Source organism: Streptosporangium sp. NPDC020145 (assembly GCF_040631275.1).
Classification (GTDB): Bacteria; Actinomycetota; Actinomycetes; order Streptosporangiales; family Streptosporangiaceae; genus Streptosporangium.
Genome location: NZ_JBEXZT010000009.1, coordinates 258,192 through 282,580, shown reverse-complemented (window position 1 = coordinate 282,580; position 24,389 = coordinate 258,192). Strand labels below are relative to the sequence as shown.

The following is a 24,389-nucleotide window of genomic DNA, read 5'->3' as shown; positions in this document are numbered from 1 at the left end:
GCCCCGTCAGCCTCTGAGGCTGGAGGAGCGGAAGAGCTTGACCACGAAACCGGCGGCCACGGCGATCAGGCCGAGGATCAGGGCCCACTTGATGAGGCCGACGACGAAGCCCAGAAGCGAGCCGAGCAGGAAGAAGGCGAGCACCACGGCCGCCACAATCAACAGAATCCGTCCCATGTCTCCACGCTACGGCCCGGCACGGACCAGCGGCAGAGCCAGAACCCGAAGTCAGGGACAAGCCAGGGTGTTCCCCCATCCTGCTGCATCAGAAGCCAGGGGCAGGGAACCCTCGATGCGGATGCGAGGCGATTCCGACCCATCCAGAACCGTCACTTTCACGTCCAACAAGGCCAATACCTCCTTCCGCTGCTCCATCGCCATCGTCACCAAGCGGGAGGTCGCCAGCTCGGTGAGATCGGCGACAGCGGTGGCCCGAGGCCGCCAGGGAGTCAGCTCCACTTGTCGCCTCTCAAGCGCGGCAATGTCCTGATTGATCTGGTCGGTCGCAGCCGCGAGCGCCTCGGCAGGCAACCCTTGCTTGGCGTACTCGACGATGGTGGTGGTCAGCGAGGTCTTCAGCTTGGCGATCTGCGCCGTGACTCTTTCGAACTCGGCTTGCTCAGATCTGGTTTGCTCGGCGTGGCCTTCGAGCCAGTCGCGCGCCATCGCCCCCAGCCTGTCAGGGTCGCCCAGCAGAGCCACCACCTCGGCCCAGACCCTGGCCTCCATGTCATCGGCGCGCAGATTCGGGCATGAACATTTGGTGCTGGGCATGGCGGTCCACCTCCGCCCCCGGCACATGTAGAGCCTTGATGATTGAGAGCTTCTAGCCGTGCAGCCGTAGGTCTCCCCGCAAGGGGCGGCCATCCGCCCCCGGTTCAGCGAATAGTCTCGCTTCTGCCCCGCCACTCGCTTGTTTCGACCGAGCGCGGCTTGAAGGGCGTCCCAGCGTTCAGGCGTGATGACCGGCTCTACGCGAATGATGACCAGCTCGCCGTACCGCCCGCTGGCCCGACGACCACCCCAGCTCAGCTCCCCCTTCAGCCCCGGGTTGCGCAGCACGTCCCGGAGGTTTTCCTGGTGCCAGGGCTTGCCGTTGCGCTGGCGGTAGCCCTGCTCGTTCATTCGAACGGCGGCCTGCCCTCGCGTCAGCCCCTCATCCACGATCCAACCGACCACCACACGCAACATCTCGACCTCAGCGGTCTTGTGAACGACCCGGTTGTTTCGCCCCTGCCCTTCGAGCATGTAGCCGTACGACAGTCCAGAGGTGCTGCTCGGCCAACCCCCCGCCCGCGCCTTGCCGTACTGGCCCTTGGCGAGCTGATCTACGGTCATGTCTCGGTCGTATTCGGCAGCTGCCAGCATCTGGGTGCGTATGAAGCGGCCCTGACTGGTGGTGGTGTCGAGTTCCATCTCGGCCACGGCCAGCCCTATGCCTATCCCTTCCAGATCGAACGAGAGGTTGAGTCCGACGCGGACGCTGCGGGCGAACCGCTTCCAGTTCATGACCACTACAACGTCAAACAGCTTCGCCCTGGCGTCCTTCATGAGGCGGTCCCACTGGGGACGCCGTCCCTTGGTTCCGGTGAATCCCTCCTCTCGGTAGACCTCCACGACGCGCCACCCCCTGGTCTCGGCGTACCGGCGACAGATGCGCTCCTGGTCCACCAGGGAGGTGTTGTCAACCTGGTCCTCGGTCGAGACTCGGGCGTAAATGGCAGCTCTCATTGCAACTCCTTCGGTGGGGGCCCCGCGTCGCCGAGTGGCTCGGCAGGGGCCCGGGGGGTGGGCGGCTACGCGCTGACGTTCTCGGTGGCGCCGGTGGAGACCTGCTTGGCCTTGATTGAGCGCGTGATCTTGTCCTTGAGCCGCTCAGAGGCGGGGGCAATGCGCTCAAGGGCCTGGGCCTCGGTCAACTCCCCCGCAACCACCGCACGCACGAGTTGGCTTGCCGCCTTGGCGTCATGGCCTGGCAGGAACAGCGCCTTCTTGCTGGCCACTCCGCCCCCGCAGCCGCACAGGCAAAGTCGGGGCTCCTCTGGCACGGTGAGCCGCTCCCCGGGGGTGGGGTGTGTGGTGGCCTGGGCGGCCTGTGCAACGTTTTCGAGGGCCTCTGGGGCCTTCTCGGGCGCAGCGGCGCGGGTGGCGCGAGCGGGCTTGGCGGCCACGTCAGGCCTCCTTGCGCGCGGTGAGGGTGAAGATTCCGGCGCTGAGGAACAGCAGGCCGAACGCGGCCAGGTCGGCTGAGGCTGTGGCAGGCAGGGCAACGAGCCACCGCCCCCGGGCGGGGTCCTCCGGCGCGAACCTCGGGCAGTCGCCGAACAGCTCGTTCAGCGCCTCATAGGCCCCATCGGAGTGCTGAATTGGAATTTCTCCCTGACCCCAGGCGAGCGTTACGCCGGTCATTGTTTGCGCTTCTTGATACATATTTCATTTTATTTCATTGGCCAAATTCGCCACAATATTTGTGCTGGTCGTCACCTATTCCTGCAAACACAGAACGGGCCACCGCCCCCCCCAGGGCGATGACCCGTTCCTTCGAATCAGTTAGCCGAGCAGCTCCCGAAGGCGCTCCTTCTGAGCCTCAGTGAGGGGCACCCTGGCCAGCAGGTCAATGGCCCGGTCGGCCTGCCAGTGGCCCCGGTCAGTCGGCCTTGTCCGAATCGTCGTGATCACCGGATCGCGCCTGATAGCTCCCTTGCGCTCCTCGCGCTGGCGCCAGGCCCATTCCTCAGTGGACGGTGTAACCGCAGGGAAATGGTCGTTCATCGGGCGTTCCTTTCGTAGTAAGTGGCTGCCGCAACCGCCATGGCGTCGTCGAAGATCGCCGCGAAGTCGCGGTCATGCAGAACGGATTGCGGCTCTCGCAGCCGGGCGGCGACGGGCAGCCGGTCCGCCACCTCACCAGCCAGGCCCGCCTCCACCGCCTCCTCAGCGGTGAACCAGGTTTCGGCCTTCATGAGGCTGCGCCAGTGGACCACCGAGCCACCCGCCTTGTTGGCGTACACCTGAGCGATGTTGTCGGACATTTTGTCCAGCAGATCGGCGGTCTTTCGTGTCTCGTCGGCGTCCCCGACAGATCGAACCCATGCCTCGTGGATCATCATCTGACTGTGAGGAGCCATGATGATTCGGTCACCGGCCATAGCGATCACCGAACCGATTGAGGCGGCCAACCCATCGACGATCACTGTGACGTGAGCCCGGTGCCGACGAAGGGCGTTGTAGATGGTCATGCCGTCGTACACGTCTCCCCCCTGCGTGTTCAGGTGGAGTTCGATGTTGGAGGCGGTGATGCCTCGGAGGTCTCGGGTGAAGTCCTTGGCCGTGATGCCCTCGGCTGAGATCTCGTCGTAGATGTAGATGTCAACGGTGTCGGCTTGATGCTGATTGGCGACCCGGTACCAGCCCCGAGCGGTTCTCGTCATTTGTGCTTTCCTTCCGCAATTACTCGCGGGTAGGGGTGCGTTCCTCTTCACTCTCCAACCCGCTTTGTCGGTTGATCGTCGGCGTTCTCGCTGGGGCGGCCACCGGCCCGCAGGGCCCGCTCATTAAGGCGTCGCCTTTGCACCCAGTGACCGGTCGCGCTTGGACTCCACTTGCGGCACATGATGGTCTGGTGACCGCACCTCTCACCGGGGTGGTTGTCCTCGCATCGGCCTCGGGGACCGCCGTACAGGTGAGCGGTTCGCCTGAGCCGTTGGGCCTGCTGCTCGCTGAGCATCAGCGAACCGGCCTCAAGGTGTTGGGCTCCTTGGGCTCGTCGGGCGGAAGAAGCCGGTAGGTGCCACCCTCGGCGGGACTGACCACCCCCGACATCTCCTCCAATGGCACTCCTTGGCCGTCAGCGGTGAAGGCGAAGCCCACCACCGGCTCGGTCCACGCCTCGCCGGTCTCGGGGTGCTCGTATCTGAGCCGCCACCCTTGCCCAGGGATGAACCCGATGTGGAGGTTGGGTGGGCTGGCCTCGGCCACCCCCACGAAGTTGGGGAACTCGTCCGCAGCAATCAAGCGGTCGTCGTCCCCAACGACTACGGCGCGTCCGTGCCTGTCCCACCCCTCCACCCGTCGGTAAGTGATGATGAGGTCGTTCTCGGTCTCGTGCTCGAAGCGGGCCACCAGCCCTGGGTTCGCAGGAATCACGTTGTGCCTCCTTTTCTTTTCTCTGACATTCGTTCTTTAAAATGAACCGGGGTGAGAATCTGCGCCGCCATATATACCCCCCTGCCCCCTCCTCCCGTAGAGAGGACCACCCCTACTCCATGACTACCCCCAGGGGGTTCTCAGATTCTCTATGTGTTCTCACCGGCCACGGGGCCGAGAACCACCCCAGTTCTCATGGGGTTCTCAGGGCGGTCATCTAGGATTCTCAGCCCATTTTCCCGCTCACCTGGAAAGGTGCTTGTGGGCTAACGTTAGTGCTGAGAACCACCTGAGAACCGCCCCGGATTCTCAGTAGTTCTCAGGGTGTGTTCTCACTGAGAAGTGCTTCGGTAATTCCGTCCGGCACCCGCTGGTACAAGATCTTCGTGCGGGAGGTAATGGGCCGCCCGCCCTCCACCTTGTAGACATTGGGCCAGAGCCAATCGACGTCCTTGCCGATTTCGGGATTCGCGGACGACTTACTTTTCATGCCGAGCTGCCGGGCCTGGCCCTTCATGGCGTCTTCGGTGTCGGTGCGCTTTTCGATGCGCCCGTGGTTGGACTTGTCCCACCAGATCGCCAGGTTCTGGATGTTGACCCAGAGGGCCTCTTCACCGTTGACGTCCTTGGCGAGCAGCACCGGAGCGTAAACCTGCCAGCGGTCCAAGTAGGTCGGCTTCTCGTGTAGCTCGTTCTGAGCGATGTACTGGCGGAGGATGGTTCGAGTGAACCGGTTGTCGCCTTCGTTGTAGACCTGCGCGTTGACCCAGGCTTCGACCTCTTCCCGGATCCACTCGAAGCCCTCACCCAGAATGTCCGCTAGGACCATTGCGCCGACCTGGAGGATGGCCAGCTTGTCCGCGTGCCGCCCCGAGTGGCCCGCCTTGAACTTACGGAACAGAGTGGGGGTCACCAGGTGCCTGCGCTGAAGGATCATGGAGACCACATGACCCGCTAGGCAGGACAGCTCGTCCTCGTACCGGATCTCCAGGTCCTTGATGTCGTCGATCTGGGGATAGTCGCCGTGTCGGGAAATCCGCTTGCTGGGCTTCTCTGGGGAGAGAGGGATGGCCCGGTCGATGTAAGCCTTCTGGTCGAGGATGTTCAGGGACTCGGCTGACACGATGGGCGTGGTCACGAAGACTGTCTTCTCGTTCTTCTTCCAGTCGGCCCCACCCTTCTTGGTAGCTCCTCCCTTGGAGGAACAGAGCCGCAAGATCTCCTTGAGCTTCTCGACGTCGTTCGGGTCGTCGATCCACTCCGGCAGGCACCGGTGGGCGCCCAGGGCGGACTTCATGGCTGCCTCAGAGAACACCGACGATCTGCCTTTACGCCCCATGAGCTGCTGGATCATCGGCATGAAGCCGTTGGATTTTGAGGCTCCTGAGGGCGCCTCGATAATCGGGTACGGCCAGACATCCGCAAGCCGGTCGAGCTGGCCCTTGAGGACGCTTGCCACCATGAACGACCCCATCACTGCCGTGAACTGTGGGAAGTGGAAGTGCATGACCTCGCCGAGCACCTGGCGCGCGGTGGCCTCGTCGGCCTCAAAGCCGTAGTGGCACGACACCCAGTCGTTTTCTCGAATCGCCGGGTCCGGTCGAACACCCTTGAACGGGGAGACGTCCGTCTCTCCTGGAACGCCGAGGATGAGGCCCGTGTGGGTAAGGAAGGCGTCTGACTTGTTGTCCCAGCCGAGGAATGGAGTCACCCGGGCCGGTGGGGCTCCCTGCGACTCTAGGTAACGCATCAGGCGAATATGATTGGGCATGCCCTTGAGCTGTTCAGCGTCAGTGTAAGGCGCGGCGATGGTGCAGCCGAAGTTGGCCAACCACTTGGTGAGGGCCTGATTGCTGGCAACGGTGGCAGCGGACAGCAGGGCCGAGAAGGAAGCGCTGTCACGCTTGCGCCGGATAATTACGCAGTACTGACGATTGACCTCAATCTCGATCACGCCTTGGACTCGAATGTCGAAGTCGGACCATTGTTGGTCCGACTTAGTAGACATGATGCAGTTTTGATTTGGGCCAGATCTCAGCCACCCAGTGTCCTCTCCCGAGAGTTCCGCTTTAGCCTGCTCCTTCTCCCAGATGCGATTGGCGATGCTGTCAACGATTTGGGGGTCCTGGGGGGCGTCCGACCCTCGGTCGGTTGCACGAACAAGTTCGATGTATGTGTCGTAACTCCGGATCTCCTTGGCCAAACTGCCCGCAATCGATGTCAGCCAGTCGTTGCCTCGACCCGAGTCATCCCGAGGCAGAGCGACTTTTTGGGCAAGGCGGGAGGAGCCGCGCCGACCGGACCGGCCACTCAGACCCTTGACCCACGCCTCGGGAAGCTCGGCCAGTTCCTCCGGCCTGGGCACGCGCTCTGAGGGGTTGCCGTCCGGGGCGTACCAGGCGTATTGCCAGTAGTCCTCCGGGTTGCTGTCGTCCCGCGCCATCGATGGCCACACGACCGCGTACCGGTGGTGGAACTGGATGGCCTCGATATCATCACCGGGCTTGTTTTCCAGCTCAGTACCTTCAGGGACGCGGAACAGGTAGATCCGCGACGGACCATCAGGCTCTCGGCGAGTCGATGACCAAGTTGGAGGAAGAGGGCCGTACTTTTCGACGAGAGCCGCGAGTTGTTCGGCTCCCCGCTTCTGTCGGCCCTCCTTGACGTACTGATCGACGTCTATGCCTACGACGTTTCGCGGAAGCCGTAGGCCGATGTTTCCCTTTCCGCCATCCCCGTCTGCCCATTGGGCGAGCTGCTGCTCACTCGGCCACTGGCCGTTGTATCCGGTGAACCCGCGCGGCGGGTGCTTCTTGGCTAGGTGGGGAAGTCGAATAATTCCCTGCCAGCCAGCCTCGCGATATAGGCCATGTGCAAACTTGAACGGGTGCGTGTAGTCAGTAATTGCCTGATCATTATTCACTGTGATTTCCTGGTCGTGAAGGATCTGGTGATTGGGGCCGGTCGCGTTGGTTGTGGAGGTCACGCGACTCGGCCCCTTTCCATGTCTGGGGCTTGATTAGGCTGGAGTGGCTCCCTGAACAGCAGGTTGAGCAGCCTCCGGCGCCTGTCGATGCTGGGCTCGAACCGCCAGCGAACTTCATTCATCGTCGCCCCCGACCTCGACGTAGTCGTAGAAGTCGCTGACCGGGCAGCCGAGAACCTGAGCCAGATACTGAGCCGTCTCAATTTTGGGGACGTGTGCGCCGCGCTGCCACTGCACAAGGCGCGTACCAGGGCTTTTGAATTTCCATCGCGAATCACGCAGAGAAATTCCGGCGCGAATTCTTGCCTGCCTGAGCTTTTCTCCATTGAATTTTGGAACAACGATCGTTTTTGGCATGGCAAACCTCCAGAGCGTTGATTGATGGGGGCCGACGGGAGCAGTTTGTCTCCATCAGCCGGGAAGACGGGCCGCCCTGTGGAACGCCACAGGGTCACTCAACGAGAAGGGCTGGGGATGTAGCGGCGGCACCGCCACCCCCAGCACAGCACACACACCTCGCGCACACAATGGGTTGACACCCAGTCACGCTCCGTATTGCTTCTACCTGCGCGTATGCGCAGAGACTGGGGGGCGGCGGTGGCCCGCAGGGCGGCCACGGACGGTCTCCGGAGGCCCGCCACGAAGGCGCCCGCAGCGCGCGGGCCACTCCGCCCCCGCACCCCCGCCAAAAGGCGCGGGGACATTCCCACGCAGGAATTAGCGGAATTCAGATCCGCACGTGACTCCGAGACAAGTAATTGGGCCATCACCCCTGGGTAATTGCGCCGCGATCTTTTGCCGCAATGTACGGCCTGATTGGCTGGAGGCAGCACCCAGCACCCAGCACCCAGCACGGGAATTGTCGGCGAAAGAAGGGCGGAGAGATGGCGATGAGCAAGGAAGCACTGGCCGAGGAACTGGCTCACTGGTGGAGCAAGATGGCCAGCGAAGAAATCGACATGGTCGTACGTAAGGCCGTCGAGTATGGAGGCAACGGGGCCGCTCTCGACCTCATCCAGATCGGCCAGAACCTGGCCTTGACGGCTGGCCGGAGAGTTCACAACGAAGAGGCCACCGAACTCGGAATCTATTTCTACATCGTGGGCAAGGTGGCCCGCTGGACCGCCGCCATCGTCGAAGGCAGGCGCGTAAGTGACGACACGATCCTCGACTTGGGGATTTACACACGGATGGCCGCCCGCAATCGAGAGGTCGGCGGCTGGCCCTTCAACCGGGAGATCTAAGAACCCCCGGGGCCTTCGCCCGAATGGCGGAGGCCCCTGAGTTTTAGGAGGAACACCGTGCGCCAATTCAGCGGCGCCAAGCTTAAGGCGGCTCGCGAGGCTGCCGAACTCAGCCAGCGGCGGCTGTGCTACACACTCGATGTCAGCACTGCAACTGTGCATAGGTGGGAATTGGGCCACACCAACCCAGCTCAGTGGAGATGGTCACAGATTGCCGAGATTCTTGGCGTTGAAATCGAAGACCTTACCGAGGAAGTGCCCAATGAATAGGACCAAGCCACACACCATCAACGGCAAGACTTACAACGTCCCCGTTGATGAGCCTCTTGACCTAGACGCCCTCGCGGACAGAGTGATTGTTGGGATCACCGGGTTCGTGCTGGTCGGGGCGGTCACCTGGTCAACGCTCAGCATTGGCGAGTTGCTCAGCCCTCTGACCTTCACCTGGACGGCCTATCTCGTCGCGGCGGTCTTCGACCTGCTGTGGGTGGCGTTTATGCTGCTGGAGTTCCGCAACCGCTTCGACGCCAAGAAGCGTCGGCTCCCGATGTGGGGCGGGTGGCTCGCCCTGTTGGTGTCGATGGCTGCGGTGTTCGCGCACGGCCTCCAGGTTGCGGGTGTAGTGGTGGCGATCTTCGGCGCCGTCATCTCGCTCATGGCCAAGAGCCTTTGGGCCATGACTATGGCGATTCACACCCGGAAGCTGTCGCGAGAGGACGCCAGGTGGCTCGCCCAGGCCAGGGATGAGCAATACATGAGGCGCGCAATCGCGGTCACGTCAGTCGAGATGGTCCGGGCCGAGCAGCGCGTGCAGGCCATCCAAGCGCGGACGAGCACCCCCGAGCAGCTCGCGAGCAGCGAGCACGAGCAGCCGAGCACCCCCGAGCAGCCTGCTCGCCCCCTGCTCGCCCAGCCGAGCAGCAGCGTTCTCACCGGCCACGAGCAGCGAGCAGGCACTCCGAGCATCGCCGAGCAGGCGCGCGAGCTGCTCGCGAGCGGGGCGAGCAGGGATGACGTGGTGGCGAGCATCCTCCGAGCACTGCCCGACGCCAAGCCCGAATCCGTGAAGGCCGAGGTCAGGCGGCAGGCCAAGAAGCTCGACGAAGGAACGGGACTCTACCTCTGAACTGCAAGGACTCTAGGGCCGACCCTCCCGAGGCGGGTCGGCCCGGGTGTCCGGACAGGGCAGCCAACTAAGGGGGCATGGACGATGAACAAGCTTGGGCGGGCAGCGGCGAGCAACTGGCCCGCGATTGCGTGCACGGTCGGGCCATCCTCCGCCGTGGCCGGACTGGCGATGCACGCCGCTGGGCAGTACGGCGACGTTGTGGCACTCGGCGCGCTGGGGACAGCGGGAACGGCTGGAGCCCTGGCCCTGGCCAGCCTGTCGAAGAAGTGGAGCGAAACGTTTTCGTGGGCCTCCGGGGCCTTCTCGCTGGCCACTCTGCATGCTGGGGTATCGGCACTCTCCGGCTGGGGCTGGCCCACCCTGTACTCGTGGGTGATCAGTTCCGGCCTGTCGTTCGCGGCGTACCTGGCTTACCGACACCACACGCGCCACGACACCCACCACCTCGACAAACAGATCAAGATGACTAAGTACCAGACGGGGCTGGTGCGCCTGGAAACGGCTCAGATGGCCCTGGCGGGCAAGCTCACGGCATCAACAACTGCCATTCCCGAGCCCGCCCCAGTGCTCACGGGCACAGTGCTGGAGAGGGCCATCGCGGAAGCCCTCCGCACCCGGTGGAAAACCCTTCCGCTGGCGGTCAGGGTGGCAGATACCCCCTACGGCTGGGCGGCCTCCGTAGAGCTTCCCGCGACCTTGACCAGAGTGCAGGTCGTCAAGAACTGGGATTCGGTGTCGAGCCACCTGGCTGCCGAGCGCCACATCCGCACTGACAAGTTCGAGGTGAGGAACGGGGACCTGCCCAACCGCGTGGTGGTGCACCACTTCGACCGGGATCTACTGTCCGACGTTCTGCCCTACGAACCGGCTGGTCCTGGGCGAACGTTCCTGGACCCGATCTTGCTTGGGATCGACCAGTACGGCCAGGCCGCCGAGTTCGAGACCGCTTACCGACACACGATCATTGCCGGGTCGAGCGACTTCGGTAAGTCCAACCTCGTCAAGCTGGTGGCCTTCCGGCTCGCGGAGGCCGGTGCTGAGCTATACGGCATCGACATGAAGAGCGGCGCTCCCGAGCTGCGACAGATCGAGCCGCTCCTCTCCGGCCTCGCGACCAACCTGGAGCAGGGCCGTGCTCTGTTCGAGGGCATGCTGAGGGAGATGGACGAGCGTGGCGAGATCCTCGTTGAGCACGGCGACACCAAGTGGGTTCCCGAGAAGCACGGGCGCAAGCCAATCTTCGTTCTCGCCGACGAGTTGGCGGAGTTGGTCCGGGAGGGCGATGACAAAGGCAACCCCCTCAACGAGGGCGAAGGGAAGATCTCCAGCCCTCTGATGTCGCTCCTGGCTAGGGCGAGAGCTTTCGGCATCCACTTTGTCCTGATCACCCAGACCCCCAGCAAGGTAGTGTTCGGCGGAACCACGGACGGACGCAACAACGTCGCGAACCGGATCTGTGTCCGGATGAACGAGAAGCACCTGGGAACCATGGTTTTCGGTGCGGACAGTGGTTACGACCCCAAGAGCCTGCACATGCCCGGTGAGTTTCTGATGCAGACACCCACTCTCAACAGCCCAGTGCACTACAAGGCCCAGTTCATCAGTGATGAGACGTGTCGGATGGAGGTGACCCGCCTCGCCGAACAGATGGCGGTCGGCTCCAAGCCCAGGATCATGGTGTTGCCTCCGCCGACCGGCGTGGAGACCAACCAGGACAAGGTGTTGCACGCCCTCGGGAAGTACGGGCGGATGCCTCGCAAGGACATCGATGAGGCGACGGGCCTCACTACTGATCAGGTCCGGAGAGCACTTCGGGAAATCAAGCACCTCGTGGAGTGCCACGGGGGCGCCGATGGCGCTCCGCCTACCTACTCGCTGCGCCCAGGGGGCCGCGCGGCGCTCCGGGTCGTCAGAGAGGGCTGAGCCCCCGGCGAGAACGCTGCGGAGGGGGTGGCGCACTCCCTGGCGTAGGTACTAGCGCCGCATTTCCGGAGAGGGAGTGCGGCCCTTCGCCGTGCCACCCCCCGCGCTACCCCACAGCTTTGGGTCGAAGGGCGGGCCGGCGACATGTTCCCGCGGAGTCGGGAACCTTCGCACGCGATCACTTCTGAGGCTTGTCTTCAACGCTGGGAGGCAAAGCTGGGGGGTCGGGGCGCCGACGTGCCAGGGTGTTGAAGATCTTCCACGCCATGTCACGGCGGAACTTCTTCTTGGACCCCATGGCCACCGCCGCCGCTGCGCACATCAACAGCATGTAGAGCACCGCAGGCGCGAACACGACCGTTAGCAGGCCGGACAGGTTTGGGAGGATGCCCACCTTTATCTCCGTCAGCGTGTCAATCTTCCCTGCGCTGACGTGGCGGGTTTACCGACGTACAGAAGTACCGGGCTCGATGATCAACATCGACCGGTAGCGACCCGACTTATGGCTTGGGCTCCCGTACGTTGTCCTTCTCGTGATCACGAGTCACGCGTCCGGCGGTCCCGGATGAAGGTCTAGGTGACACCTTAGCTCGGAAACTGGAGCCCCGCAGGGAACAAGCCTGCGGGGCTCCGGCTCATTGAGCAGCGCCCTCGCAGAGGGCCAGCCAGAGACGTTCGGCTTCGTCCAGGCGCATGGGCAAGGTGCGTTCGACGACCACCTTGCTAGCGGTCTTGGTGATGCGCTGGATGACGAACCTCCCCCCGGCTTGGCCGAACTCGTAGGCCACCGGTCGGCACGAACACGTGAACCACCGAGCGCGAATCGTGGGGGTCGTCCAGCACCGCGCCGGGAGCCACCTGACGCGTTGGTGCCCGGCGACCGGCTTCCTAGGGTGCGGGCCAAGGCACCCCATGGCCTACCCGATCGAGCCTTTGCGGAGGACCTGCAGGAGCAGGGTGGCCTGGTCGCTGGTCAGCATCCACACGATGTGATCGTCCGCCTTGGGGTGGAGCTTGGGAGTGATCAGCTCGGCGACCCAGGAGGGGCGCTCCTTCGCCACGATCTCGCGCCAGGTCTCGCCGAGGTGCTTGGCGGTGGCTTGGCTCCACTCCGACATCTCGCGCTCGTAGTCCACTTTCATGGCATCCCGTCTCTCGTATCGTTGCCGGGGAATGCCTCTAGGCTATGCCTGCCTATGCCTCATACGGAAGCATCCAGGGGAATATGGCTGACCAGCGACCCTGCACCTCTTGTGTGGGGTATTCCTGGTGGGCTACCGTCAAGAGGCATACACCAGCAACCACCACTGGAGGACAGGCATGGAACTGATCCAGCTACGCGGGTGCGACGGCGACGACTGCCCCAAGGTGTTCAAGACTGACCGGGGCACCTACGTCGTGCAGGGTGTCACGTTCACCTCTGTTACCACGCCAGATGGCGAATCAGCCGTCGAAGTGCCCGCCGACGTGATCCAAGGACTGTGACCTCAGCGAACCTGAGCGAGCTGTTCGCCTCCTCAAAGCGCGACGTATTCCGGCTGGAAACTCGGCAGGCATACAAGGTGGCGGGCGAAAAGGCGAGGCTTGCCGCCTGGAAGTCCGGGGCGCCGTGGCCCGCTGACACGACACCCTGGCAGGAGCGGCTCAAGCTGCTGGTTCCCCGAGGCGTCCGGATGCGGCGAGTTCACGTGGTTGAACTGCCGCTCACCGAGTACCTCCGGTGGGAGATCGAGAGCTACACCCGGAACGCCAGCTTCGGGGAAGAGATCCAGCTCATCGAGCGTGAGCGGGTGCCCGAAGGTGTGCCGAACGTGGACTTCTGGCTGTTCGACAAACGCACGGTTGTGCTCATGCATTACAACGACGACGGTGAGTTGATCGACCGGGAACTATACGAGGGGGACGCTCAGGCATATGTCCTCGCTCGTGACCTCGTCTGGCGAGCGGCCCGCCCGCTGGCATTATGGCGAGGTGAGTGATTACAGGTCACGCCAGCTACGCCAGTTCGGCGAGCGTATGCGTGAAGTCCGGGAAGCCGCAGGCATAAGCGGGAAGCGCCTCGCGGCGGTGGCCGGAGTCACTCAGCCAACGATCAGCAAGATCGAGACAGGCAAGATGCTGCCCTCGGTCGAAGTGGTCACCCGGCTTGCCGACGCAATCGGGCTGGGCACCGAGGTTCGAGACGACCTGCTCGAAGAACTGACGCGCATCAGCACCGACATCGCGACCTGGCGCAAGGCAGGAGGTCGCGGAGAGGCGAAGCAAGCTATGTTGGCCGAGCGGGAGCGGGCCACCACCCTCAGGCGGTCATTCCACCCGGCTGTGGTGCCTGGCCTGCTCCAGACCGCCGAGTACGCCCGGCAGATCTTCGTACGAAGCATGTTCCTCGTTGAGGAGGAGATGGCGCGGGCCATCGCCGCCCGCATGGACCGCCAGACCCTGCTCTACTCGTCGGATCACCACTTCCAGTTCCTCATCACCGAGGCCGCTCTACGGGTCCGGCTCGGACCGGCGGACATCATGCTCGCCCAGCTCGACCGGCTTTCCAACATCTCCACTCTCAGCAATGTGCGGCTCGGTATCGTGCCCTGGTCAGCCGAGTTGCCTCGCGTAGCTCTGCACGGCTTCGCGATCTTCGACGATCAGCGGGTGGTCGTCGAAACCTACACATCCGAGCTGACTCTCACCGACCCGCGCGACATCGACACCTACGTACGGCTGTTCGACGATCTATCCACGGTCGCCCTGTACGACGAGGACGCCCGAACGCTACTCCGATCAATATCCCCATGACTGATCTTGGAGCCCACCGTGACACCAGCACGACTGGTTCGAGAGTTCCACGAAAAGTTCGGCTTCCCCGTAGCGGACACCCCGGGCCTGGCAGACGAGGAACTGGCCAGTGCCCGCCAGCGCTTCCTCGATGAGGAGGTGAACGAGGTCAGGAAGGCCGTCGAAGCGGGCGACCTGGAGAATCTCGCGCAGGAGCTGGCCGACGTGATCTACGTGACGTACGGCACGGCCCTGACCTACGGTATCGACCTTGACGAGGTGCTGGCCAGGGTCCACCGCTCGAACATGACCAAAGAGGGCAGCCAAGACGGCAAGGCCGTAAAGGGTCCGGACTTCGAGCCCGTGGACCTGTCCGACCTCTTCCCGGACGATCCAGAGGAGCCGGAGGAGTAGACCCTGGAGACCCCTAGAAAGGTCTCCCCCGGCACAGACGAGCCCCGCCAGGGCGGAAGCACCGGGCGGGGCTCGAACGGTTCTCACTAGGCGCTGTCGTCGCCCTTGTCGTCGTCTTCGCCCTTGTCGGAGAAGATCGCCCCATACCAGCCACCGAGCCGGTCCAGGACTTCCAGCATCCAGTCACGCCTTTCCTTACCGAAAAGGATCGCGACCGCGAGTGCTGGGACGAACGCAACAACCACCACCAGCAGAGGCAGCGCCAGCATGGCGGCGAGCAGAACTCGCAACCACAGAGGGAACTTGGACATACCCATCCTTGCCGATCGAGAGGGCCAAGGCCCTCAAGTCGTTCGCCGCCCCCACGGATGTGACGACGGGTCCCGCGCTGGCTTGGGTTGGTATGGCTTGGAGCGGATTGGCTATCGGCATCAGGTGCGCCGAGTCGCAGAGTGATCGGCCAACGTGCACCGACCACTGGCGCAAGGTTACCTGTCGGGGGCTTCGTGCATTCGGGTTTAGGCCGATTCCGCCCCTGCGTCACTTCTGCAGCTTGTCCGCAGACACGGAGGACAGCGAAGGCAGGTCCGCACGACGACGGATCAAGGCGTTGAAGACCTTCCAAGCCATGTCTCGGCGGACCTTCTTCTTGGAGAAGATCGCGACCAGGGCAGAAAGGGTCATGAGTCCGACGTACACAGTTGTGGGAACAAGTGCGACCTTCAGCAGGTCGAATACCCCTGCGAGAATCTGCACGTCACGCCACCCGTTGCTGGTGGAGTGGAGACTCCGGAAACACAAAACCCCCATAACTCACCGGAAGTAGTAGGGCTTCCAGCCTTTGGGGGTCCTTAATCGGAAGCTACTTTACCTTACTTTCGATCCCTTGGGGACTACGTCGCCATCGGGCGGGGACCTTGACGAGGCCCTGGAGAATGGCTGCCGCCCCGGCTGCGTGGCCTAGGAAGTTCGCGGGCGCCAGCGTGGCGGGCGGGAAGATCAGAAGCCGCATCGAGGCGACCAGCAGGACGAGCCAGCCGACGACCGTGACCAGTTGCCGAAGCAGGTGGGTCGTCTGCCCGAGAAGGCCAGTGGCAGCCTTGACGACCTTGGAAGCGTCGTCCAACTTCCGGACGAGCTTCGGCTGCCTTGCCCCGGCCACGGAACCCACCTCTCCCAATAGGACTTCTTACGTCCGCTGGAGGTGGTGCTCCGCTTCGCTTCCTCATTAGGACACCGGTTAACGATCACCGTGTCAAGACGCGCTGCATAGTAGTTTGAAGATCAACTCTTGCTAAGGTACCTCGCTCCGTAGCACTCCATCCATTTTCTGTGGTGTTTCGACCCTGGCGTCCTCATCGACCAGTTCTCAGATCACGCCGCCAGTACGAATGGAACCCCCGATACAGCAGGCGGGGGAAGGACCAGGGTGTTCCCCCATGCTGTTTCCGGGAGGCCCGGCCCAGGCCTCCCCGGCGTTCCTTCCCTTCGCGTACCGCGTCTTCCCGGCCGGATTCAGCGGCCGTTCCGGCTCCGTGCGCCGGGAGCCTCAGGCGTCCTCACAGCGGATCGGCCGCCTTGACGCGGTGGAGGTGAACCACGATGTCGTACGCCTGGCCCAGGGCCAGTGGTGCCTTGAGCATGTCGGGCAGGTAGGTGGCCGGCACGGTGAACGTCGGGCGGGCGGTGCCGAGCCACTTCCGCGTGGCCGGGTCGCGCTCCGCCTGGCGCAGGCTCACGTAGTAGTCGCGATGGCACACCTTGTCGAGGATGTGCTCGTTGCTGTCCGGCCCCGCAACCCCCGTGTCGAAGTTCTCCGCCTTGCCGTTGTCGGGATTGATGGCCCGGAATCCGCCGCTGTGGATGGAGGTGCCGATGGCGACGTAGGAGCGCCCGGCCATGGCACGTAGCCGGGCCCCCTGGGTGACGGGGTAGTGCTGCGGGAAGGGGGAGAGGTAGGTCACGTGCCCGTTGTGCGCGGCGGCCACGATCTTCAGACCGGTTTGCCGCTTCCACCACATGGTGTTCTCCGCCATGAACCGGTCGCGGTTCAGGTGCAGTTCGGACCCCTCCGAGGCGTACACCTTGGTCATCTGGTGGATGACGCGGGCCTCCTGGAGCACGTAGGGGTCGACCTTGGCGGCCTTCTCGACCAGGTGGTAGGCGGCTTCGGCGTCCCCGGCCACGGCCTTGAGCCGCTCCGGGGGAAGAGCCGTCAGCGCGTCGACCCGTTCCTTCGCACCACCGGGAAGGGCGAGCAGCTTCGCGTAGCGGCGGCGCAGTTCGGGCAGGATCGAGGGCTCGTGCTCCTCGGCCCAGTCGAGGATCCGCCGGTACTGCTGCGGGTGGACGTCACTGAGGTCGAAGCCCATCACCCGGAGCTTGGTGCGGGCGGTGCGGTTGTAGTCGCGCATCCAGGAGTACAGGCCCAGCCACTCCTCGGTGCTCCACACGCCGCCGGTGGTCTCGCCCTCCTCCTTGAGGATCGTGCGCAGGTCGCCCTTGCCGGTGCGCACGTACTCGTCCAGGCGGACACCGGCCGACCAGGGCGCCTCCAGGGCGAGGGTGGTGAAGCCCTGTGTGGTCGCCAGGTGCCGGAACAGCCGGTGGCGCAGGGTGAACAGCTCCTTGGAACCGTGGGTGGCCTCGCCGATTCCCACGATCTCCGCGTCACGGACCAGCGCCGACAGCGCCTTCAGATCATGTCCCGGCGTGTCCGGTCGGGTGCCGCGCAGTGGGTGGGCGTGACGCTCAAGGCCCGCGACGACCCGCTCCTCCGATGTCTCCGACGCCGGTTTGGGAGCGGCCAGGGCGGGAGTGGCCAGCGCGGGGGCCGCCACGGCGCCCAGGGCGACCGCCACCAGCAGGCCGCGACGCAGGGGGGTCTTCCTCATGGATGTTCCTTCGGTCGATGTCACCGGACGCTCATCAAACTAGGGATCGGCGCCGGGCCTTTCGATCCGGCGGGCCGGTCCATCGTGGTGGCGCTGACCCCACCCCCCGTCGGGGGGACGACACGCCGGACGAGGCTGTTCGCGCCTTGGCCGCCCCCGCTACCCGGGACACGCCATCAGCACGAACGGCCCCGGCACAACGGCCGGGGGACGTCCCCGATCTCCTGCGCCGTAGGGGACAAAAGCCCGGAAAGGCCGCGTGCGACGGGGTGTCGGGGTGCCGTTGGGAGCGGGGCTTCTGCCAGACTTCCGGGATGATTCCGTCGCGTTCCGTGACATCCGGCCCCTGGCCACACCCCCTGGGACGTGCCGCACGGCCCCGGGGCGAGGCCCTGTCATGACGGTCGTCAGCTTCACCGGGCGCCTGTCCGGAAGGATCACCCAGGCGTGGGCACGGGCCCGCCGCCGCCACGGATGGCTCGACCATCTGGCGCGCGCCGCCGTGCGCTACGACCAGGTGGACGGCGGGCGCCTGTCCGCGGCGCTCACCTACTACTCGTTCTTCGCCGTCTTCGCGCTCGGCCTGCTCGGCTTCGCGATCATCGGGCACGTCCTGGACACGCCGGAGGTCGTGCGGGCCGTACAGGACTATCTGAGTGAGAACTTCCCGCGCCTGGACGTGGCGGCGTTGCGTGAGGCGCAGAGCACGGCCGGGATGATCGCCCTCGTCGGCCTTCCGCTGACCGGCCTGTTCTGGATGGACACGCTGCGCTCGGCGATCAGGGCCATCTGGCGCCTGGAGCAGTATCCGGGCGTGCTCCTTCTGCGCCAGCTCATCGACCTGGGGGTGCTGGCCGGGCTGGGACTGCTGCTCTCCCTGACGCTCGCCCTGGCGTTCGTCACCGGGGAGATGCTGAGCTGGCTGGTCGCGCACACCGTGGGCACCGACGACGCCCCGGCCAAGTGGCTGCTGTCGGCCGCCGCCTTCCTGATCGGGCTCGGGGTGAACACGCTGCTGGCGTTCGCCCTGCTGAGCGGGCCGCCGAGGCTGCGGCTGCCCCCGCGCAGGGCGATCGGCCCGGCCCTGCTCATCACCGTCGGGCTGGAGATCCTCAAGTCCCTCGGCCAGCTCTACATCGGCATGACCGCGGCCAACCCGGCCTACCAGGTCGTGGCGGGCGCCGCCGCGATGCTCGTCTTCCTCAAGCTCCTCAACCAGCTCGTCCTGTTCGCCGCGGCGCTCACCGCGACCGGCGGGAACGGCCGCGTCATCGACCTGACGACCGGCAGGGCCGTACCGCCCGCCGTTCCTCAGGGGCGGGACGGCGACGCGCCGTGAGCGGGGCCAGGCGCGCGGATGTTCCACATCCGTGGGCGGAGGTTCCACATCTCGGGGTGTAATCATCTCCACCGACGAGTGATTGATGGAACACGCATCGTTATCTACGCTCGCGGCATGACGATCCCCACCGAACCGATCGGCAGCATCCCCCGGCCTCCGGAACTGCTCGCCGCGCTGGCCGGACACGCCGACGGCCGGATCGGCGACGAGGAACTGGCCGCACGGCAGGCCGAGGCCGTCGCGGAGACGATCACACGCCTGGAGGGGACCGGATCCCCCGTCCTCGTCGACGGCGAGCAGTCCAAGCCGAGCTTCGCCACCTATCCGATCACCGGCCTGGCGGGGCTGCGCCCCGACGGCGCCGTCATCCCCTTCGCCGACGGCCACACCCGGCAGCTGCCGTGCCTGACCTCGGGCCCGTTCCGCTACGCGGTGCACGCGGAGAAGTACCTCAGGCAGGCCAGGAGCCACACGGGCCTGCCGGTCAAGCAGGCGGTCATCGCCCCGTCCGCGCTGAGCCTGCTCTACCCGGCCGACGGCATCGACGACTATCCGCGCAAGGCCTTCCTCGACGACCTGGTCGATGAGGCGGAGGCGGACATCCGAGGCTGCCTGGAGGCGGGCGCGCACGCCGTGCAACTCGACTTCACCGAGGGGCGGCTCTCGCTCAAGCTCGACCCGAGTGGCGGGCTGCTCGGGGACTTCGTCGAGCTCAACAACCGGGTCCTCGAACGCTTCAGCCAGGAGGAGCGGGCCAGGATCGGCGTGCACACCTGCCCCGGCGGCGACCTGGACTCCACCCACAGCCTCGACGTCGACTACGCGGACCTGCTGCCTACGCTCTTCCGGCTGCAGGCGGGCAACTTCTACGTCCAGCTGGCCGGTGAGCCGGACCAGGAACGGGTGCTGAGCCTCATCGGCGGCGCCCTGCGCCCCGGCGTCAGGGTCTTCGTCGGCGTCATCGACCCGATCGACCCCCTGGTCGAGACGGCCGAGCAGGTGCGTGACCGGGTGCTGGCCGCCGCCCGCCACATCCCCGCCGACCAGCTCGGCACCTGCGACGACTGCGGGTTCTCCCCCTTCGCCGACGACACCTCGACCTCCCGCGACACCGCGTTCGCCAAGATCACCGCGCGGGTGCGGGGGACCGCGCTGGCCGCCCGGGCCCTCGGCCTGTGACGTCCCGCCGGTGAAGGCCGGGGCGTTCCGCGGCCCCTCCCCGCGGCGGGGACCGCGGAACGCCTCCCGGTACGGTGAGGCCCATGACCGCATATGTGATCGCGAAGGTGAAGGCGACCGGCGACGAGGAGGAGCTGGCCGAGTACCGCGCCCAGGTCCAGGCGACCCTCGAACCGTACGGCGGCCGCTATCTCGTACGGGGCGGAGCCGTCGAGGTCCTCGAAGGCGACCCCGAGCCCGGCCGGATCGTCGTCCTTGAGTTCCCCGACGCCGAGGCCGCCCGCGCGTGGAACGACTCCCCCGAATACCAGCGGATCGCCCCCCTGCGGATCCGCAACACCGACAGCGACCGCCTGATCGTCACCGGGCTGTGATCTCGGGCGATCTCGGGCGGCCTCAGGCCCCGTGGACGATCTCGTGCTCCCACTCCTGACGCGGCTGGGTGTGCAGCCGCCAGTAGTGCTCGGCGATGTCGTCCGGGTCGTAGTCCGTCCCCGGGGCGACCACGCCCCCGACGGTCACACTGGCCACGTGGACGCCCGAGGTTCCGTAACGCCCGTCGAGCAGCGCGACCAGCGTGCGCACCCCCGCCTTGCTCAGCGAGAGGCTCACGTAGTCGGGCTTGGGCTCGGGCATCCCTCCGGTGACGATGAACGAGCCGCCGCCGCGCCGGGCCATCCCGGGCGCGACGTGCGCGGCGGCGGTGAGCGCCCCGATGACGTTCACCGACCAGATGTCCAGATGCTCCCGTACGGACAGCTCACCGGGCTCGTCCGGGCGGACGATCGCCGCGTTGTAGACCACGGCATCCGGCGGGCCGATCTCGGCCGCCGCCGTGTCGAGGGCCTCCCGCAGCGCCGTCTCGTCGGCGCTGTCCGCCGTCAGGGCGACCACCCGGACCCCTGCCGGGGCGATCGCCTCGGCCACCGCCTTCACGGTCCTGTCCGTACGGGCCACCAGGGCGACCGGCAGCCCCTCCCGCGCGAACCGCGCCGCCACCGAGCGCCCGATCCCCGGCCCCGCGCCGATGACCACCACGCCTCCCGGCTCCGCCTTCGCCGGCGCGGGTTCGGACGCCCCGTGCCGGCGCCTTCCCTCGTCGCTCATCCGCTTGGCTCCCCTCACGTCTCAGTCCAGACGTCGGCGTGCCCGGTTGATCGTTGACCATGGTGCGCCGCCGACCGCGAGAGGAGGGTAAAACCTTCACATTGATGTGAAGGTCAAGGGGTTTGCGCCCTCCGGCAGGGCCGGAGGGCGCGTTCCGTCAGCCGAGGGCGCCGCGGCCCCCGACGAGGGGAAGGGTGACCGAACCCGCACCCGGTTCGACCGAGACCCTGGTCCCCGCCGGGAAGCGCAGGGTGAAGTCACGGTCGGTCGAGATGAGCACGACGCCGATCCGGTGGCCGGGCTTGACCACGTAGTCGCTGGGCTGCAGGTCGAAGTCGAAGTCGTAGAACCTGCCTTCCTTCAGCAGTTCGGTCCTGGCTGCGGAGTGGCGGTTGCGCACGTCGAGCCAGCCCCTTGTGATGATCTTGTAGGGGGCTGTCTCCGTGACGTGCCTGGCCAGGTAGGAGCAGCCGGTGTCCCCCGGCACGCCCTGTCCGTAGCAGACCGGCTCCTGGCCGAAGACCACGCCGCCGGTGGCACGGGTGTCGGTGCCGTAGTCGACGAGCAACGCGGTCAGGTACGGCGAGCGTCCCGCCGCGAAGGCCGCCTTGACCCGCACCTTCGGCGTGCCGGACAGGCGCACCTGCCCGCTCACCGGCTCCGACAGGTAGGCCAGCCGGTTCGGATCGGTCGTGGCGACGTCCTGGGCGAGCTGACCGGCGGTGCGGCCGCCCTGGTCGGTGAAGGACTCGACGGCGCGGCCGTGCGAGCGCCGCGGGCTCAGTGTGCCGTTGCGACCGCCCGTCCCCGCGCCGAGGTTCAGCCGGACGTCGCGGGTGCCGGGAAGCGGCCAGGTGGCGTACTGGGCCCACTGGTCCGGCCCCGACTCGACGTCGGCCCTCGGCTCGTCCAGGATGCCGTTGCGCAGGCCGTACAGGTAGAAGTCGAACCAGTGGTGCAGCTGGCGCAGCCACTCGGCGTTGCGGGCGGCGAAGGAGAAGGGGTTGAAGTGGGGGCCCTGGTGCAGCCAGATCTTGCGCTGCACCCCCTGGGCGGCGAGGGCGTTCCACCACTGGACGGTCTGCTTGGTCTTGACGTTCCAGTCGTTGAGCCCGGCGACCGCGAAGACGGAGGCGCGGACCCCGCGCACGTGGTTGAGGTAGTCGCGCCGGGCCCAGAACGGGGAGTAGTCCCCCGTCACCCGGTCCTGGTCACGTTCGATCGAGTCGACCAGAGCGCCGCAGGCCTGCTCGGCGTTCTGCCTGGTCAGGACGTAACGGGCCAGGATGTCGGTGTCCTCGCCCTGGTAGCCCCCGGGGGCGACCACGCCGCCGTTGGCGCGGTAGTAGTCGTACCAGGAGGAGATCGCCGCGATCGGCACGATGGTCTTGAGACCCTTGACCCCGGTCGCGGCGACGGCGTTGGCGAGCGTGCCGTTGTAGGAGACGCCGATCATGCCGACATTGCCCGTCGACCAGTCGGCGCGGACCTGGCCGCCCGAGGCGTCGAAGGCCCGGGCTCTGCCGTTGAGCCAGTCGATCACCGCCTTGGGCCCGGCCGTCTCGTTCTCCAGGCCGGAGGTCGGGCACCCGGTGGCCCGCCCGGAACCGAGGTTCTCCACCAGCACGACGGCGTAGCCGCGCGGGACGAAGTAGTTGTCGTAGTAGCCGCGGAAGGGCGGCGCGACCGCCCTGGAGGTCGGGGGACGCTCCTCGGAGCCGAAGATCGCCTCACCCATGCCGTCGAGCTTGTTGCGGCGGTAGTCCATGCCCGAGGGATCGGAGGCGTCGAGGTCCACCGTGTGGTTGACCACGGTGTTGGTGCCCGCGTAGTAGGGACTGGACTCCATGATGACCGGGACCTTCAGCCCGGACGCGGTCTCCCTTGGCCGCATGATGTCGACGGCGACCCGGTCGGGGCTGCCGTCACGGTCGCTGTCCACTCCGGCGACCTCGACGAACACGGTCTCCGTCAGGGCGTCGGCGCGTGAGTAGACCGGCTGGGTCTCCTCGTTCACGACCGGGGCGGACGACGAGGAGGGCATCGGGGCGGCCGCGGTTCGCGCGGCCGCCGCGGGCATGACGCCGGAGGGTACGGCGACCGCCATGGCGATGAGGACTGTCTTCCATCTGTTCATCGAGGGGGACTCCCGAAGGCCGATGAAGATTGACAACAGTTGTCAATGTCCAGCAGTCGGAACTTCACCGACAAGATCCGGGAGGTAACGAATTCACTGACTACTTGGCGTTACGTGCCAACTCCATTGCGTAGTCATGGAACCATGTTCCGGGCGCGGGCTCGCCCCGGTGGCACTCGCCGTCCGACTCACCGGGTCGTTTGACCCACAGGAAGGCGTCCACCCGCTCGCGGCCCGTCCGGGTGGTCGGCGCCGTGCCCAGGGCCCGGCCCGCCGGGTTGCACCAGGCGTCGTCACCCTGCGCGCCCTGTGGCGACCCGTTGCCGTTGCGCGAGGTGTCGATCACGTACGGCGCCCCGCCGAGCGCGTCGGAGAGCCGTCCCGCGACGGCGACGCTCTCCTCGACGGTGAAGAAGTTGCTGACGTTGAAGGCGAACCCGTCGGCCGTGGCGACCCCGGCGCGCCGCATCGGATCGACCCAGGCCCCGGGGTCCCTGATCCAGCCCGCGTTGCCCGCGTCGAGGTAGACCCTGGTTCTCGGCTGCTTCTTGAGCGTCTCGACGGCGTCCCTGAGCAGGTCGAGCCGTTCATCCGCCTTGCCGCCCTTGGTGCAGTTGTCGAGGATGTGGGCGAGCGCGTCCGGTTCGAGGATGACCCAGGCGGGCCGGTCGGCGACGCCCTCGGCGAAGCGGCGGATCCAGGAGCGGTACTCGTCGGGGTTCGCGGCGCCGCCCGCGGAGAACTGGCCGCAGTCGCGGTCGGGGATGTGGTAGGCCACCAGGACCGGCACCTGGCCCGCCTTGGCCGCCTTCTCCGTGACGGCCGCGACCCGGGGTGAGGGGTCGGCGTCGCCGATCCAGACGGCGTTCGGCCGTTCGGCGATCCTGCCGATCAGCTCCGCCTCCTGGGTCTTGCCCTCCTCGCGCAGCCTCCTGACCTCCCTGGCGGCCGCTCCCTCGTCGTCCACGTAGAAGCGGACGTCCTCCCCCGCGGCCCCCGCGCCGCTTCCGGTGGAGGCGGGCGGCCGTACGGCTGACGGCTCCGGGGCCGCCGTACAGGCCGTCGCCAGGGCGAGGGCGAGCGCGGCGGCGGCGCGGCCGTAGCTGTTCATCGGGC

The 24,389-nt window shown here is 66.0% G+C and carries 30 protein-coding genes; 11 read left to right on the top strand and 19 right to left on the bottom strand.

Annotated elements, in window-relative coordinates; translation table 11 throughout:
- Positions 1 to 6 precede the first annotated feature (6 nt).
- The 9 genes from ABZ463_RS19635 to ABZ463_RS19595 all read right to left on the bottom strand — a co-directional run bounded on the left by ABZ463_RS19635 (position 7) and on the right by ABZ463_RS19595 (position 7,489).
- Positions 7 to 177: a hypothetical protein gene (locus tag ABZ463_RS19635; RefSeq protein WP_352012995.1), complete on the bottom strand. Its 171-nt coding sequence runs from the start codon at positions 175 to 177 to the stop codon at positions 7 to 9.
- Positions 178 to 228: 51 nt separating this feature from the next.
- Positions 229 to 1,731: a recombinase family protein gene (locus ABZ463_RS19630; protein WP_362777633.1), complete on the bottom strand. Its 1,503-nt coding sequence runs from the start codon at positions 1,729 to 1,731 to the stop codon at positions 229 to 231.
- 65 nt (positions 1,732 to 1,796) lie between these two features.
- Complete coding sequence (locus tag ABZ463_RS19625; RefSeq protein WP_362777631.1) at positions 1,797 to 2,171, bottom strand: hypothetical protein; 375 nt, start codon at positions 2,169 to 2,171, stop codon at positions 1,797 to 1,799.
- Between the two features lies 1 nt (position 2,172).
- Entirely contained in the window at positions 2,173 to 2,409 is a 237-nt protein-coding gene (locus ABZ463_RS19620) for a hypothetical protein (RefSeq protein ID WP_362777628.1), read from the bottom strand.
- A gap of 141 nt (positions 2,410 to 2,550) precedes the next feature.
- On the bottom strand, positions 2,551 to 2,772 hold the full coding sequence (locus ABZ463_RS19615) for a hypothetical protein (RefSeq protein ID WP_362777626.1): 222 nt from the start codon (positions 2,770 to 2,772) through the stop codon (positions 2,551 to 2,553).
- Complete coding sequence (locus tag ABZ463_RS19610; RefSeq protein WP_362777623.1) at positions 2,769 to 3,482, bottom strand: head maturation protease, ClpP-related; 714 nt, start codon at positions 3,480 to 3,482, stop codon at positions 2,769 to 2,771. The genes ABZ463_RS19615 and ABZ463_RS19610 overlap by 4 nt, the downstream gene beginning before the upstream one ends.
- A 244-nt stretch (positions 3,483 to 3,726) precedes the next feature.
- The gene (locus ABZ463_RS19605; RefSeq protein ID WP_362777620.1) at positions 3,727 to 4,146 is read right to left on the bottom strand and encodes a hypothetical protein; all 420 of its coding nucleotides are present in this window, start codon (positions 4,144 to 4,146) and stop codon (positions 3,727 to 3,729) included.
- A 319-nt stretch (positions 4,147 to 4,465) separates the two neighbouring features.
- Positions 4,466 to 7,132 (bottom strand): bifunctional DNA primase/polymerase, encoded by a 2,667-nt coding sequence (locus ABZ463_RS19600; RefSeq protein ID WP_362777617.1) that lies wholly within the window; start codon positions 7,130 to 7,132, stop codon positions 4,466 to 4,468.
- 114 nt (positions 7,133 to 7,246) lie between these two features.
- Complete coding sequence (locus ABZ463_RS19595) at positions 7,247 to 7,489, bottom strand: helix-turn-helix transcriptional regulator (RefSeq protein ID WP_362777615.1); 243 nt, start codon at positions 7,487 to 7,489, stop codon at positions 7,247 to 7,249.
- Between the two features lie 527 nt (positions 7,490 to 8,016).
- Here ABZ463_RS19595 and ABZ463_RS19590 point away from each other — a divergent pair.
- The 4 genes from ABZ463_RS19590 to ABZ463_RS19575 all read left to right on the top strand — a co-directional run bounded on the left by ABZ463_RS19590 (position 8,017) and on the right by ABZ463_RS19575 (position 11,428).
- Positions 8,017 to 8,376, top strand: a complete 360-nt coding sequence (locus ABZ463_RS19590; protein WP_362777612.1) for a hypothetical protein — start codon at positions 8,017 to 8,019, stop codon at positions 8,374 to 8,376.
- Between the two features lie 57 nt (positions 8,377 to 8,433).
- A complete protein-coding gene (locus ABZ463_RS19585) occupies positions 8,434 to 8,646 on the top strand; it encodes a helix-turn-helix transcriptional regulator (protein ID WP_362777609.1) in 213 nt (70 codons plus the stop codon).
- On the top strand, positions 8,639 to 9,502 hold the full coding sequence (locus tag ABZ463_RS19580) for a hypothetical protein (protein ID WP_362777606.1): 864 nt from the start codon (positions 8,639 to 8,641) through the stop codon (positions 9,500 to 9,502). Before ABZ463_RS19585 ends, ABZ463_RS19580 begins: the two co-directional genes overlap by 8 nt.
- Before the next feature lie 84 nt (positions 9,503 to 9,586).
- Complete coding sequence (locus ABZ463_RS19575; RefSeq protein ID WP_362777604.1) at positions 9,587 to 11,428, top strand: hypothetical protein; 1,842 nt, start codon at positions 9,587 to 9,589, stop codon at positions 11,426 to 11,428.
- Positions 11,429 to 11,606: 178 nt separating this feature from the next.
- On the opposite strand, the gene ABZ463_RS19570 is transcribed toward ABZ463_RS19575, so the two are convergent.
- The 3 genes from ABZ463_RS19570 to ABZ463_RS19560 form a co-directional block, all read right to left on the bottom strand.
- Positions 11,607 to 11,822, bottom strand: a complete 216-nt coding sequence (locus ABZ463_RS19570) for a hypothetical protein (protein WP_362777601.1) — start codon at positions 11,820 to 11,822, stop codon at positions 11,607 to 11,609.
- Between the two features lie 241 nt (positions 11,823 to 12,063).
- Positions 12,064 to 12,216 (bottom strand): hypothetical protein, encoded by a 153-nt coding sequence (locus ABZ463_RS19565; RefSeq protein ID WP_362777598.1) that lies wholly within the window; start codon positions 12,214 to 12,216, stop codon positions 12,064 to 12,066.
- 129 nt (positions 12,217 to 12,345) lie between these two features.
- Entirely contained in the window at positions 12,346 to 12,570 is a 225-nt protein-coding gene (locus tag ABZ463_RS19560; protein WP_362777595.1) for a hypothetical protein, read from the bottom strand.
- A 178-nt stretch (positions 12,571 to 12,748) separates the two neighbouring features.
- Between ABZ463_RS19560 and ABZ463_RS19555 the strand changes: the two genes are divergently transcribed.
- The 4 genes from ABZ463_RS19555 to ABZ463_RS19540 are packed head-to-tail and all read left to right on the top strand — an operon-like array spanning position 12,749 to position 14,614.
- Positions 12,749 to 12,913 (top strand): hypothetical protein, encoded by a 165-nt coding sequence (locus tag ABZ463_RS19555; RefSeq protein WP_362777593.1) that lies wholly within the window; start codon positions 12,749 to 12,751, stop codon positions 12,911 to 12,913.
- Entirely contained in the window at positions 12,910 to 13,407 is a 498-nt protein-coding gene (locus ABZ463_RS19550) for a DUF6879 family protein (RefSeq protein ID WP_362777591.1), read from the top strand. Before ABZ463_RS19555 ends, ABZ463_RS19550 begins: the two co-directional genes overlap by 4 nt.
- Complete coding sequence (locus ABZ463_RS19545; RefSeq protein ID WP_362777588.1) at positions 13,343 to 14,221, top strand: helix-turn-helix transcriptional regulator; 879 nt, start codon at positions 13,343 to 13,345, stop codon at positions 14,219 to 14,221. The genes ABZ463_RS19550 and ABZ463_RS19545 overlap by 65 nt, the downstream gene beginning before the upstream one ends.
- 18 nt (positions 14,222 to 14,239) lie before the next feature.
- Positions 14,240 to 14,614 (top strand): MazG nucleotide pyrophosphohydrolase domain-containing protein, encoded by a 375-nt coding sequence (locus ABZ463_RS19540; protein WP_362777585.1) that lies wholly within the window; start codon positions 14,240 to 14,242, stop codon positions 14,612 to 14,614.
- 86 nt (positions 14,615 to 14,700) lie between these two features.
- Here ABZ463_RS19540 and ABZ463_RS19535 read toward each other — a convergent pair whose 3' ends face one another.
- The 4 genes from ABZ463_RS19535 to ABZ463_RS19520 form a co-directional block, all read right to left on the bottom strand.
- The gene (locus ABZ463_RS19535) at positions 14,701 to 14,925 is read right to left on the bottom strand and encodes a hypothetical protein (RefSeq protein WP_362777582.1); all 225 of its coding nucleotides are present in this window, start codon (positions 14,923 to 14,925) and stop codon (positions 14,701 to 14,703) included.
- Positions 14,926 to 15,154: 229 nt separating this feature from the next.
- Positions 15,155 to 15,370 carry a hypothetical protein gene (locus ABZ463_RS19530; RefSeq protein WP_362777579.1) on the bottom strand — a complete coding sequence of 72 codons (216 nt, stop codon included), beginning with the start codon at positions 15,368 to 15,370 and terminating at the stop codon, positions 15,155 to 15,157.
- Positions 15,371 to 15,476: 106 nt separating this feature from the next.
- Positions 15,477 to 15,776 carry a hypothetical protein gene (locus ABZ463_RS19525; protein ID WP_362777577.1) on the bottom strand — a complete coding sequence of 100 codons (300 nt, stop codon included), beginning with the start codon at positions 15,774 to 15,776 and terminating at the stop codon, positions 15,477 to 15,479.
- 397 nt (positions 15,777 to 16,173) lie between these two features.
- Positions 16,174 to 17,508, bottom strand: a complete 1,335-nt coding sequence (locus ABZ463_RS19520) for an erythromycin esterase family protein (protein WP_362777574.1) — start codon at positions 17,506 to 17,508, stop codon at positions 16,174 to 16,176.
- A gap of 397 nt (positions 17,509 to 17,905) precedes the next feature.
- Here ABZ463_RS19520 and ABZ463_RS19515 point away from each other — a divergent pair, with 397 nt between their 5' ends.
- From ABZ463_RS19515 to ABZ463_RS19505, 3 genes are all read left to right on the top strand, one after another.
- A complete protein-coding gene (locus ABZ463_RS19515) occupies positions 17,906 to 18,847 on the top strand; it encodes a YihY/virulence factor BrkB family protein (protein WP_362777570.1) in 942 nt (313 codons plus the stop codon).
- Positions 18,848 to 18,964: 117 nt separating this feature from the next.
- Complete coding sequence (locus ABZ463_RS19510) at positions 18,965 to 20,029, top strand: cobalamin-independent methionine synthase II family protein (protein ID WP_352012998.1); 1,065 nt, start codon at positions 18,965 to 18,967, stop codon at positions 20,027 to 20,029.
- Between the two features lie 83 nt (positions 20,030 to 20,112).
- Positions 20,113 to 20,403 (top strand): DUF1330 domain-containing protein, encoded by a 291-nt coding sequence (locus tag ABZ463_RS19505; protein ID WP_362777568.1) that lies wholly within the window; start codon positions 20,113 to 20,115, stop codon positions 20,401 to 20,403.
- 22 nt (positions 20,404 to 20,425) lie between these two features.
- On the opposite strand, the gene ABZ463_RS19500 is transcribed toward ABZ463_RS19505, so the two are convergent.
- The 3 genes from ABZ463_RS19500 to ABZ463_RS19490 form a co-directional block, all read right to left on the bottom strand.
- Positions 20,426 to 21,136, bottom strand: coding sequence for an SDR family NAD(P)-dependent oxidoreductase (locus ABZ463_RS19500; RefSeq protein WP_362777565.1), 711 nt, complete (start codon positions 21,134 to 21,136; stop codon positions 20,426 to 20,428).
- A 157-nt stretch (positions 21,137 to 21,293) separates the two neighbouring features.
- Positions 21,294 to 23,273, bottom strand: a complete 1,980-nt coding sequence (locus tag ABZ463_RS19495) for a Xaa-Pro dipeptidyl-peptidase (protein ID WP_362777563.1) — start codon at positions 23,271 to 23,273, stop codon at positions 21,294 to 21,296.
- A gap of 100 nt (positions 23,274 to 23,373) precedes the next feature.
- Positions 23,374 to 24,384 (bottom strand): glycoside hydrolase family 6 protein, encoded by a 1,011-nt coding sequence (locus ABZ463_RS19490; RefSeq protein WP_362777560.1) that lies wholly within the window; start codon positions 24,382 to 24,384, stop codon positions 23,374 to 23,376.
- Between the last annotated feature and the right edge of the window lie 5 nt (positions 24,385 to 24,389).